The sequence below is a fragment of the Paraburkholderia graminis C4D1M genome (assembly GCF_000172415.1).
Taxonomy (GTDB): Bacteria; Pseudomonadota; Gammaproteobacteria; order Burkholderiales; family Burkholderiaceae; genus Paraburkholderia; species Paraburkholderia graminis.
In genome coordinates this window covers 1-11,567 of record NZ_ABLD01000018.1, presented here as the reverse complement: position 1 = coordinate 11,567, position 11,567 = coordinate 1, and the positions used below count along the sequence as shown (strand labels likewise).

The window sequence follows — 11,567 nt, the reverse complement described above, 5'->3', positions numbered from 1 at the left end:
GATCAGCGGCCCGCGAAGCTAAAGAGGCTGCGCAAGCGCGACCACAGCATCTTCCAGAACAGATTGCCGACATCGAGCGGCGCGTTCGCCGGCTGGGGGCGCACGACGGCACGCGGCGGGTTTTGGGGCCGGGCTTGCGCTTCCGGTTGCGCTTTCGGTTGCTTGTCCGCTGGCACGTGGGCTCGCGCTTCGCGCGCGGATGCCTGCGCTTCGGGCATCGACGCTTGCGCTACAGCAGCCTGCTGCACGATCTGCGCCTCCCGTGCCTCCCGTGCCTCCCGCGCCGTATGCGTCGCCTCTGCCGTATCGTCGACGCTCGCCGATGCTCCCGCCTGATCGAGCTTCGCCTTCAGGTTGGACGCAAACGCTTCAGTCATGCGCGTCGCCAGTTCCTTTACGATGCCGCCGCGCGAGAACTGCGCGAGAGTGCCGCCTATCGTGTAATCGACCTTCACGTCGACGCGTGTCTCGCCGGCCCCCGCCTCTTCGAGCGCGAACGAAGCCACACCCTTCACGCGCGACGAACTCTTGCGGTCCACGCCCGCTCCGGTGATGCTGCCGGTGTAATGCGCGTCGTCGAAAGCGATCTCGCCGTCGCCTGCGAACGAGGCGACGATCGGCCCGAGCTTGACGGTCATCGTGAGCTTGAGCATGCCGTTCTCGACGGGCGCGGCGAGCGACGCCCCCGGCAGGCACCCGACGATGCCGGGCGTATCGTGAAAGCGTGCCCACACGAGTTCGCGTGGATACGGCACGGTAAAACTTTGTTCGATTTCCATTGCGTATCAGTCCGTATCCGATGGTTCAGGCCGTTGCCGCGTCCGCCGCTAGCGGCACGGCCGCGCGCGCACGGCGCGCATCGAGCACGCGACGGATCGCGCGGACGATGCCGACGTAGCCGGTGCAGCGGCACAGATTGCCGGAGAGTTCGACGCGCACGCGCGCGTCGTCGGCATTGGGCAGGCGCGTGACGATGTCGCGGGCGGTCATCAGCATGCCCGGCGTGCAGTAGCCGCATTGCAGCGCGTGCTCGGCGGTGAAGGCCGCGCGCAGCTCGTTCATGGTGGCGTCGTCGTCGAAGCCTTCGATAGTGCGCACCGCGCTGCCAGCACAACTGATTGCCGGCGTGATGCACGAGCGCGTCGGCACGCCGTCCACCTCGATCGTGCATGCGCCGCATACACCCTGTTCGCAACCGATGTTCGTGCCGCACAACATCCGCTGTTCGCGCAGAAAATCCGCGAGACTCGTGCGCGGTTCGACGCGCTCCGCGACCGTCGCCTGATTGACGACCAGTTCGATCGTCCTGATGAATGCGTCGCTCATGGTGCGTTCCCGTTCTGATTGCGGATGATCCCCGCCGCGCGCACGAGCGCGACGCGATGCACCTCATGTTCATAGCTTCCCGCCTCGATGCCCGCCGCTTCGAGATGAGCATCGAAGCACGAAGTCCGCGGATCGGCGTCGTGCAGCAAGCCGCGGGCATCGTCGATTGCGTAAGGCGGCGCGTCGATCGCGCCGATGACTGCACGGCACACGCCGCGAGCCGCGTCGTCGATAAAAACGGCGATGGCTTCCGCGAACTCGCCCGGCTTGCGGTTGAACTTGTAATAGCTCCAGCGGGCTGTCGGTGACAGACGGGTGAAGCGCACGCCAGTGAGAATTTCATCGGGTTCGAGCGCGGTCGTGAACGCGCCGGCCATCCACTCACCGCTTTCGATCACCCGCGCGCCGGTCGGTCCCCTGACCAGGTATTGCGCATTCAGCGCGCACATGGTGTTGATCCAGTCGGCGGCGGGATCGGCATGCGCGAGACTGCCGCCGAGCGTGCCGCGATTGCGCACCGCGCGATAGGCGATGCCTTGAGCGACATACTCCATCAGACCGCGCGTGCCGGTTTCTAGCTTGCCGTCTTCGATCTCCGCATGCGTGATGCACGCGCCTAGCTCGACGGCTTCACCTTCTGTTCGGCAGGCACGCAAGGCAGCGATGCCGCGCAGATCGACGAGCATTTCCGGCTGCGCGAGGCGCAGGTTCATCATTGGTCCGAGCGACTGACTGCCGGAGACGAACTTGCCCATTCCGCCGGTCGGCGCGACGAGCGCGATGGCCTCGTCGCAGGCGAGCGGACGGGCGTAGTCGTAGGCTGCGGCTTTCATGCGGGCATTTCCTTCGGCGCGTTGGCCTGCTGTTTGCGCTGTCTTGCGAGCGCTTCGACGATCAGGCGTGGCGTGATCGGCAACTGGTCGATGCGCACACCGAGGCCGCGCAGTGCATCGTTGACGGCGTTCGCGAGCGCGGCGGGCGGCCCGATCGCCCCGCTTTCGCCAATGCCCTTCTGCCCGAACTCCGTGTACGGGGCGGGCGTTTCCATGTGTTCGATGCGAATCGCAGGCACCTCTGTCGCGCCCGGCAGAATGTAGTCAGCGAGCGTCGAGGCGAGCGGCTGCCCGTCTTCGCTATAGGGCATCGCCTCATAGAGCGCGGTGCCGATACCCTGGGCCGCGCCGCCGTACACTTGTCCGTCGACCACCATCGGGTTGATCAGCACGCCGCCGTCCTCCACGATCGCATAATCGAGAATCTCGGTCTTGCCGAGCGCCGGGTCCACTGCGACCACCACCGCATGACATGCGTAGCTGAACGTGCCCGAATCGCGCTTCGCCTGATACGAGGTTGACACTTCGAGGCCGCGCGGATCGACATCCGGCGGCAGAAGTTGCGGTGCGAGATACCAGGTGCGGGCCAGTTCCCGCAAACTGCGCGAGCCATGCTTGCCGACTACCGATCCGCTTTCCCAGCGCAAATCGCCCAATGGCTCGCCAAGCAGATGCGCGCCGATTTTCATCAGGCGTTCCTTGAGTTCCTTAGACGCACGGCCGACCGCGCCGCCCGCCATCACGATCGAACGCGAGCCCCAGGTGCCGGTGGAATACGGCGTGACGCCGGTATCGCCGAGCACGATGCGCACGCGGTCCGTATCGATGCCCAGCACCTCGTGAGCGATCTGCGCGAGCGTGGTCTCCATGCTCTGCCCGTGCGAATGCACGCCGGCGCGCACTTCCAGCACGCCGTCGGGCGTCAGGCGAATCACCGCGGGCTCGTGGCCCGGCACCATTGGAATGCCCCAGCCGTGATACACCGACGTGCCGTGCGCGCCCTGCTCGCAAAACACCGAGATGCCCACGCCAATGCGCCTGCCGTCCGGTTCGCCGCGCCGTTGCCGCGCGCGCACTGCGCCCAGATTTATGGCCGCCACCGCGCGGCGCACCGCCTCGGGATAATCGCCGCTATCGAAATGCTTGCCGGTGATGTTGTCGTACGGCATTTCGTGCGCCTCGACGAGATTGCGCAGCCGTACCTCGTAAGGCTCGATGCCCGCTTCGAGCGCGATCGCATCCATGACGGTTTCGATCGCGTAACACACGCCCGTGCGCGCGACGCCGCGATACGGCAGGATCGGCGGCTTGTTGGTCGCCACCGACCAGGTGCGGCAGCGAAAGCGCTCCATCTTGTATGGGCCGGGCAGGATGCTGCCAACCTGCGCCGCTTCCAGGCACGCGGAGAACGGATACGATGAATACGCGCCCGAATCCACGTGGGCATCGCATTCGAGTGCAAGCAGGCGGCCGTCGCGATCCGCGTAACCGGTGATATCGTAGTGGTGCTCGCGGCAGTTCGCGTTGGCCGTAAGTTGCTCGCGACGGTCCTCGATCCAGCGCACGGGTCGGTCCAGTTGCATCGCGAGCCAGCCGCAGCAGACTTCCTCCGGCAACAGAATGCCCTTGTAGCCGAAGCCGCCGCCGACATCCGGCGCGATTACGCGCACTTGCCCTTCGTCGAGCCCGAGACATTCGGCGAGCCCGGTACGCGTGATGTGCGGCATCTGCGCGGACGTATGCACGATCAACTGCGAGAGGCGGCGATCCCAATGCGCGACGACGCCGCGCCCCTCCATGGGCGCCATGCTCTGACGCGCAGTGCGTAGCGTGCGATGAACGCGAATCGGCGCGTCGCGGCGGATCGCTTCGAGATCGACATCCGGCTTCGCGTCGACGAAAGTCTCCAGAAAGACGTTGTCGCCCCAATGTTCATGCACGAGCGGCGAGCCTTCCCGGCAAGCGTCAAGCATGTCGACCACGGCAGGCAGTTCCTCGAAATCGACGAAGACCTGCGCGGCGATATCCTCGGCTTGCGCGCGGCTCGCGGCCACGCACATGGCAATGGGTTCGCCGACCTGACGCACCTTGCCGCTTGCGAGCACGTGCTGCCGCGAGCTTTTGAATCCCGGCAACCCCGAATCAGCGACGATCGGCTTCACGCCGTCCAGGTCGGCGAGCGTATAGACGGCCTGTGTGAACGCCTGCGGCTTTTCGATGCCGACGATATGGCCGTGTGCGATCGGGCTGCGCACGAACGCGACGTCGACCATGCCGACCATGCGGATGTTGGGCACGTATTCGCCGCGTCCGTGCATGAAGCGGTCGTCTTCCTTGCGTGCGAGCGATGCGCCGATGCCTTGCGGGCGCTGATCGCCGGCACGTGGTTGCGAACGTTTGATCATGAATAAGCCTTGCGTGGTCAGGCAGCGCGCGCGAGCGGCAGGGTCGGCGAGACGGCATCGTGACGCTCGCCGTCGCGCAGGCAAAAGAGCGGCGACAGCATGCGTTCGGTGATGACCTGGGTGCCCTCGTTGTCCTCGAGCACCCAGCGGCCGCGACGATCGTCGAGCACGCTGATGTCCGCGCCGCGCCCCACCTGCAGCGAGCCGATCACGTCTTCCATTCCGATCATCCTCGCGGCATTGCAGGTGGCCATGGCCACAACATGTTGCAGCGGCAGCCCGAGCGCGAGCATGCTGGTCATCGCGCTCACGAGGCTGAACTGCGTGCGGCCAAGGAACGAATGCTCCTCGTCGGGATGGCTGTCAGGCGTGCCGGCGGGCGCGGGCACGTGGGTGTTGTAGCCGTGCATGTCGGCGCCGAGCGTGTCGGGAACGACGCCCTCGTCCAGCACGATGCGCGCGGTCTTGAAGCTGAAATGCGAGCCGTGGCCCACGTCGATCTTGAGCCCGCGTGCGACGGCCTCATGCACGAGCGGATGCAGTCGCCCGTTTTCTTCGACAAAACCGCCCGGATGACGGCTGAACGGATGCGCGAGGATGTCACCCGGCTTTAACGTTTCGACAACCTGATTGAAGATCGAATTCGGCTGCACGGGCAAGCCGCCGCTATCGGGCTTCGGCCAAAGCTGCCCGAAGTGGATGTATAAGGGCAGTTGCGCGCCGCGGCCGATCTTCGCGGCGATCTTCATTACATCAAGACCCCAGCGCGCGAAGCCGCCGATTTCCGCATGAGCCTTGATACCCTTCACAAGATCGGGATTCGCGCGAATGGACTTGATGGTCGCATCGGCATCGAGACAATCGGGTCGATAGAGGTCCGGGTAATAATGGCCTTCGAGGCCGCCGACCAGATAGGCGGAGATAAATGCCAGCACGCGCGTGGACGAGCGCTCCGCCACGTAATGCCGGAAACCGGGAATCGTGATGCAGCTTGGTCCGCCCTGGTCCACGATCGTCGTCACGCCCGACTGCACGCCACACTGATCGGCGTTGAGCCCGAAGCGGCCGGTGACATACTGAAAGACGTGGCCGTGCGTATCGATGAGACCAGGCAGCACCAGCTTGCCGCTGCAATCGACCGCCTCCGCCAGCGGCGCCTCGCGCGCGAGGTCGGTGCCGATGGCGGCAATAACGCCGTTGTCCACCAGGACGTCCAGCGTGGCGTCGATGTTCTGGGCGGGGTCGATGACGCGGCCCCCTTTGAGCAGGACTTGTGACATGTGCGGTGCGATAGCCGAGTGAAGAGATGCGTGGTGTACCGCAAGTTGCATGCCGGTTGGCAACGGTGAACTTCAGCATCGGATTTCTCCTTGCACGACAACGACTTAACAAAATCGCCTCCTGTGTTATCCGTGCCGTACCACGGATCTGCGCGCACAAGCTTCGCACCAACTCGGACGGCCCCGGCGTGGGTGCGCACCATGCGCATGCGCAATGCCTTTTTATGGTGATCCGTTGGTGTACCCCCGATTTGCGACGCATGCCGGTTTCAGCCTAGAATGCGCGACAGAGCGCCTCGTGCGTGCCCCTCTCCATCCAATGCCTCTCATGCGATCCACGACCACCGACCACCTCGACATCCAAAGCGTGCGTGCAGAGCTCGCCGAACGGCAGGCGCGCTCGCCGCTGTTCTCGCGCCCAGGATTTCTGATTCGCCGCATGCATCAGATCCATACTTCCCTGTTCGCGCAGGAAACCAGCGAGTTCAACATTACGCCGGTGCAATACAGCCTGCTCACCACGCTGGAGACGCTTGGCGAAATCGATCAGAACTCGCTCGCGATCGAAGTGGGGCTGGAGCGTTCCAGCGTCGCGGAAGTGATTCCACGCCTTAACGCGCGCGGACTGGTGAGCCGTACGCAGGCGGAACACGACAAGCGTTTGCGGCTCGTCAAGCTGACGCCCGCCGGCAAGCGCCTTGTCAGGAAGATGGCAAAAGCCGTGCAGCGCGCGCACGATCGCACCATCGAGCACCTGTCGCCCGTCGAACGCGATGTGTTCATGCTGCAAATGATCCGGCTGGTGGAAGCGAATAACGCCGACAGTCTCGTGCCCTTTCGCCTGCCCGACAGCCAGTTGCTGGCGCCGAACGAGAGCGAGGCTGGCGCGGCGTGAAAGCCGATCTTACTGGCGGTCTCTGATAACATGCGAGCGGTGCGCAGATGCAGTTCATCGCATGGATGGACGATTACTTGCAAGCAGACTAGCGAAGTACCTCTCGCCGCGCGGCCAGGTAGGTGGTGACGAGTTTTTTATCGATCTACTTTTCTACCACCTCAAGCTGCGTTGCTACGTCGTTGTCGAACTGAAAACGACGCCGTTCAAACCGGAGTACGCCGGCCAGTTGAACTTCTATCTTTCGGCGATCGACGCGCAGGTGAAGGCAAAGGAGGACCAGCCGACCATCGGTCTGCTGCTGTGCAAGGAAAAGAACCGGCTTGTGGCGGAATATGCGTTGCGCGGCGTAGCCAAGCCGATGGGCGTCGCCGAGTACCAGTTTATGCGCGAAGTGCCCGAATCACTGGAGACGGATTTGCCGACCATTGACCAGATTGAGGCGGAATTACGGCCCGATCTTCCTGACTCAGGCACCTAGGATCTTTCAGCGCCCCCTCCCCTCGATCAACCGCCGGGCAACCGTCGGTTACCTGGCCACAAAGTCGTTCGCGGTCAGCCACAGCGGCTCGTCAGGTCGCGCCAGTAATTTTCTTTCTGCAACTGCGACGATGCGGTTGCGACCGTTTTCAAATGCTTTGAGGGTACGCACCGGGTCAGCGCTATGCGGTAACCAGAAATAATCTTCGAGTGCATCACGCGCAATTGCGCCTTCGACCTCGCGGCCGCGAATCGACAGCATGAAAACCACGGCGCGTCCGTCCGGCGAGACGGCGGGCGCCCGATCTAGAACTTCCATGACGTACCTCGACTATATAATTCGCGGTCTTTTCATTTGTACAGCGCCGCTCAGCAATCAATCTACCAGAAGTTGAAAGCAGCGCGATCGGCTATTTCGCGACCGTGCAGCCTAACCGTTACCCCGATCGCTAAGCTGAGCGGCAACGTTCGTTTGGCTAACTTTCGAAGCCCCCCGCGCGTTTCAGGCGGCGTTGGGCTTTGCGACGCGGTAACGGGTGCAGACGGAGTTGCACACAGGAAGCCAACATTCTTTTCTATGGTGAGCTTTTTCGGGAACGAGGATATGCCACCGCGTGACGAGTAGTCCGGTTGTTGCAAATCCCTACTTTCGACAGCATGTGCCTGCGTCGCTTCAGCAACGTATTCGACAATCCCGAATACTCTCCGGGACAAGCGCCGTAAATGGCACGCTGCAGGAACCAGCCCAATGAGTTGTGCGTTTGCATGACCGCGGCGGCACGCAACCAGCGCAAGGTGGTTCGCGAGGAACTGTTCGCTTGCCGACGCGCGATTCATCCGCAACTCGGACATCTTGGTCGACGGGTTCTGGCAACGGGGACTCCCGATTCGGTTGGCGCAGAAGACACAGATGCCGACGTTGCGGGAACAGGTTGTGGCCGCCAGACTGTGCGGCCGAGAGCGTCCGCACTGGTCGCGAGGAAACACTCGTCCCCTCCCCGCCTCTTCGCTCTCCTGAGCACCTTTGCACCCACCACCGGGTCTCGCCCGACGATGGATTGCACGCCAATCCGCCTACTCCTGATGGGATCGGCAGCCCACGTTCTTTATAGACGGTGTTCGAAGTTTGTCGGCCAGGAGCCCGCGCCAGACGGTTAGTTGCATTGTTAGGTGACACACAGCACTGAAACGTGAGCTACTTCGCGGACTGACATGGCCCAAATCCGCACCGCCAACTTCGGTCGTACATCAAGGGAGTGAGTCCAGCCTGCGTGCGCTTACCTTCAAGTTCGTTAAGGTCAACCTGGTTGGCCAGCTATGCGCTTGGGAACAGAAAGCGGGATGCGTGGCGAGCCTTTGCCAATGCATATGAGCACGCGGTCAATATGTGGCCAAAGGAGCAGCCGGAGCAGATGCATGTCGAGGAGTTGCCCGGTATAGCGAAAGGCTCACTGGAAGGGCCTGGAAACGTTGCCTAATCCAGACGCCCACAAGCACGATTTCTACACGTCGCAATACCCCGTCTTTCCTGCGAGCCTGGAACTGGTGCCGCCGGGCTGCCATCGGACTATCCGGTCAGGGCAAACCGTTCAGGCCCATGGAATATGGGAGCCCGTAGCTGTAGAGCAAAACGACGCGTTTTTTTCTTTTTCCCGTGAGCAAGAGGAAGTTGCACAACGGCGGTTGTTTCAATTATTTGGTGAGCAAGACCAAGGCGCCGAACCCTGTGGCTTACAGCAGTGGCGCGAAACACTGGCTTTGGTGTGAGCCAGTGCATTGGCGTCTGCTGTGGAAGGACATCCGGTATCGTGACGGTCTGGTGCCCGATGAGTCTGAGTACTTTAAGAGCGACGCGGACCAGCCGACTCTTCCTGCCCGGCCTCGTGTCTAACTAGCGAACGCGCTCATCCGCATGGCATAGTGCTGGCAGTTCAATGGGAGAAGCGACAAATGGCGACATTGGAATCATTGCAAGCGAAAATCGCGAGACTGCAGGCGCAAGCCGATGCGCTCCGCGCGAAAAAGTCGAGTGCTGTTATCGAGAAGATTAAGAGCTTGATGGCAGAGCACGGTCTAACGACTGCTGACATTGACGCGCATGTTGGCGGCAAGAAGCGCGGACCCAAGCCGGGCACTAAGGCCGTTGCCAAGCCGTCTGCTTCCGCCGCAAAGTACCGTGACCCGAAGACAGGCGCGACATGGTCGGGTCATGGCCGGGCGCCGGGCTGGATTGCCAGCGCTAAGGACCGCTCGAAGTTTTTGGTTAAAGGTAACGCCGTGTCTTCCGCTCCTGCTGCCAGAAAATCAGCGAAGGCGGGAAACTACGTTAGAGGCCCGCAGCCGGCCCTCTATCGTGACCCCAAGACCGGCGCGACCTGGAGTGGGCGTGCACGGCCGCCGGCTTGGATTGCTAACGCAAAGGACCGCAGCAAGTTTCTAATCGATGGCCCGATCGCGGCCGGCAAAAGACCGGTCGTCACCAAAGTTGCTGGCAAGAAGGCTCCGGCGGCGAAGAGAACTGTTGCCAAGAAGCCGGCGAGCGCAAAGGTGTCGGCAAAGGAACCGCAGGTCAAGAAAGCTTCGGCGAAAGCGGCACCGCAGAAGAGCGTGACCGCAGCCGCTCCAATGGCCACAGTGGAGTCAGGCGCCGAGTTGACGACCTAATCGTAGTTGTCAGGTGCCCGGTGGACCAGCGATTTCCTGATTCCACCGGGGACATCAAGCCGGCGACTTTTATTGCGCCTGTGCTGCCTGAGGGTGTGCGGCTTGCTGTTGAGCCGCTCTTGAGCGTGCTGCTTGGCGAGGTGCCTGCAGACCATGCAACCCCCGACTGCACCGACGACGGCATGGTGGCCATGCGTAGTGTCCGGTGACCCCGCCGACGACAGCACCCTTCGGGCATCCTGCGGCGTTCGCCGTGCCTGCCGTTGTTTAGGCAAGCGTCGTTGCAATCAAAGCGATTCGTATCGGACCGGAATCGCGTCGATCTCCTGATGGACTACCTGACCCGGCTCGCCAATGAGGCGCGAGCTGCGGGCCGTCGGGCCCAGTAATGGGCGCTTCCGCAGGCTTCCATGACAACCCGGCATCGGGCACGATTGGCGAAGAACGGTTTGAGCTGGGCGCGCTTCAGCACCTTGCGGTGAATCGTGCCGGTATCCGGTTCGATGAAATGAACCTGGAAGACGCGTTGGCCAGGTCGATGGCGATGGTCGTGGGTTCCATCTGGATTCTCGTTACCGCGTGTGCATGCGCAAACCACACTCTGGCACAGTGCCGGCACCGGGCCGTATCTGCGTCAGACAGTAGCGTTCAGAAGACCGTTAAGGCGGGAGGCGACCATTCCGACTATAAAGCTACTACAACAAAAAAAACCAATCTTTACTTATGTAAAGTCCCATAGGTGTCCTGATTTCTCGAATCTTAACGTTAGCGCTGTAGAACGACTCATCAAGCTCCACCCGGACGCCATCGCTTCATTGCGCAGCGTTGAGCGCGCATTCTTCAAAATGAGTGCTGACACGTTTGACGAAGCGGGCCTCAGCGACGTACCGGCGGACTTACGCACGCGACTTGTGACGCCCTTCCGCAATTATCAGGTAGCTTGAACTGAAGTCCTGCCGCCGATGAAGGCCTGCCCGTGGCAGGCCCCGGGACAGCCAACTGACGGCAAAAACCCGGCTGACTCGCCCGCGACTTCACATCCGCGCCGGCCACGCAGTCGCTGCTGTCAGCCCGGCAACTGGACCGTCCGCCCGAGAAAAGAGCTTCGACCACCTCGCGCCGCGGCGATTTGCGGCGCCACCTCCTTGAGCAGCCCGAGTTTCGCTTGATATAACAGGAAGTGCGTTTGCGTCCCCATGCCGCACGGTGATAGCACCTAGATGCCTTGCAAAAAGCTTACATATGCGCTCTAATAGGACGACTGCCAATTGTTGATTATTAGCTGGGCCACTGCTTCGAGGTACAGTCGTGTTTTCCAACCCGCGTTCTCGCCTCTCCTTGTTTTGCACTCCTGCACAATCGAAGGAGCGTACTCACGGGCATTGGAAAACCAATACCTTCAAGCGCACACAGAGCCGCGTCAGCTGCGTGGATAACTCAGCACTTTCTCCTGCCCGGCTCTTCGCATAAAGCAAAACCAATAAAACGAGAGCCGGGCTCACCATCTTTCTATCGACACCGGCGGTACTCTATCGCGAGCTACGTGATGGGCGTCCGCTGGTATGCCGAACGAACTTGAGATCCATCGCGCTGCGTGCGCGCCGCTCCTTTGCCGCGCGACCTGACAGCGGCGGGATGGGATCGTCGTTGAAGGATAGAAAAGCCATGAGAACGCAAACCAAGC

9 protein-coding genes and 2 pseudogenes are annotated in these 11,567 nt (G+C 62.1%); 4 read left to right on the top strand and 7 right to left on the bottom strand.

Going from position 1 to position 11,567, the window contains the following annotated elements; translation table 11 throughout:
- Nucleotides 1–2 precede the first annotated feature (2 nt).
- From BGRAMDRAFT_RS23475 to BGRAMDRAFT_RS23455, 5 genes are read right to left on the bottom strand one after another with little or no spacing between them, the layout of a single operon-like run.
- Nucleotides 3–779: an SRPBCC family protein gene (locus BGRAMDRAFT_RS23475; RefSeq protein WP_006051340.1), complete on the bottom strand. Its 777-nt coding sequence runs from the start codon at nucleotides 777–779 to the stop codon at nucleotides 3–5.
- A 25-nt stretch (nucleotides 780–804) separates the two neighbouring features.
- Complete coding sequence (locus tag BGRAMDRAFT_RS23470; protein ID WP_006051339.1) at nucleotides 805–1,326, bottom strand: (2Fe-2S)-binding protein; 522 nt, start codon at nucleotides 1,324–1,326, stop codon at nucleotides 805–807.
- Nucleotides 1,323–2,159: an FAD binding domain-containing protein gene (locus tag BGRAMDRAFT_RS23465; protein WP_006051338.1), complete on the bottom strand. Its 837-nt coding sequence runs from the start codon at nucleotides 2,157–2,159 to the stop codon at nucleotides 1,323–1,325. The genes BGRAMDRAFT_RS23470 and BGRAMDRAFT_RS23465 overlap by 4 nt, the downstream gene beginning before the upstream one ends.
- Entirely contained in the window at nucleotides 2,156–4,564 is a 2,409-nt protein-coding gene (locus BGRAMDRAFT_RS23460) for a xanthine dehydrogenase family protein molybdopterin-binding subunit (RefSeq protein ID WP_006051337.1), read from the bottom strand. Before BGRAMDRAFT_RS23460 ends, BGRAMDRAFT_RS23465 begins: the two co-directional genes overlap by 4 nt.
- A 17-nt stretch (nucleotides 4,565–4,581) precedes the next feature.
- Nucleotides 4,582–5,844, bottom strand: coding sequence for an amidohydrolase/deacetylase family metallohydrolase (locus BGRAMDRAFT_RS23455; RefSeq protein ID WP_006051336.1), 1,263 nt, complete (start codon nucleotides 5,842–5,844; stop codon nucleotides 4,582–4,584).
- A 328-nt stretch (nucleotides 5,845–6,172) separates the two neighbouring features.
- On the opposite strand from BGRAMDRAFT_RS23455, the gene BGRAMDRAFT_RS23450 reads away from it, so the two are divergent.
- Both BGRAMDRAFT_RS23450 and BGRAMDRAFT_RS23445 read left to right on the top strand, forming a co-directional pair.
- The gene (locus BGRAMDRAFT_RS23450) at nucleotides 6,173–6,739 is read left to right on the top strand and encodes a MarR family winged helix-turn-helix transcriptional regulator (protein WP_044021775.1); all 567 of its coding nucleotides are present in this window, start codon (nucleotides 6,173–6,175) and stop codon (nucleotides 6,737–6,739) included.
- Between the two features lie 109 nt (nucleotides 6,740–6,848).
- Nucleotides 6,849–7,220: pseudogene (locus tag BGRAMDRAFT_RS23445) on the top strand (PDDEXK nuclease domain-containing protein); the annotation flags it as partial.
- 48 nt (nucleotides 7,221–7,268) lie between these two features.
- Here the strand turns inward: BGRAMDRAFT_RS23445 and BGRAMDRAFT_RS23440 are convergent.
- Complete coding sequence (locus BGRAMDRAFT_RS23440) at nucleotides 7,269–7,538, bottom strand: DUF1488 family protein (RefSeq protein ID WP_006051333.1); 270 nt, start codon at nucleotides 7,536–7,538, stop codon at nucleotides 7,269–7,271.
- 1,335 nt (nucleotides 7,539–8,873) lie between these two features.
- Here BGRAMDRAFT_RS23440 and BGRAMDRAFT_RS36165 point away from each other — a divergent pair.
- Complete coding sequence (locus BGRAMDRAFT_RS36165) at nucleotides 8,874–9,110, top strand: Imm72 family immunity protein (RefSeq protein ID WP_083803845.1); 237 nt, start codon at nucleotides 8,874–8,876, stop codon at nucleotides 9,108–9,110.
- 59 nt (nucleotides 9,111–9,169) lie between these two features.
- A complete protein-coding gene (locus BGRAMDRAFT_RS23435) occupies nucleotides 9,170–9,883 on the top strand; it encodes an H-NS family nucleoid-associated regulatory protein (RefSeq protein WP_006051331.1) in 714 nt (237 codons plus the stop codon).
- 376 nt (nucleotides 9,884–10,259) lie between these two features.
- On the opposite strand, the pseudogene BGRAMDRAFT_RS36245 reads toward BGRAMDRAFT_RS23435, so the two are convergent.
- Nucleotides 10,260–10,444: pseudogene (locus tag BGRAMDRAFT_RS36245) on the bottom strand (IS110 family transposase); the annotation flags it as partial.
- Nucleotides 10,445–11,567 lie beyond the last annotated feature (1,123 nt).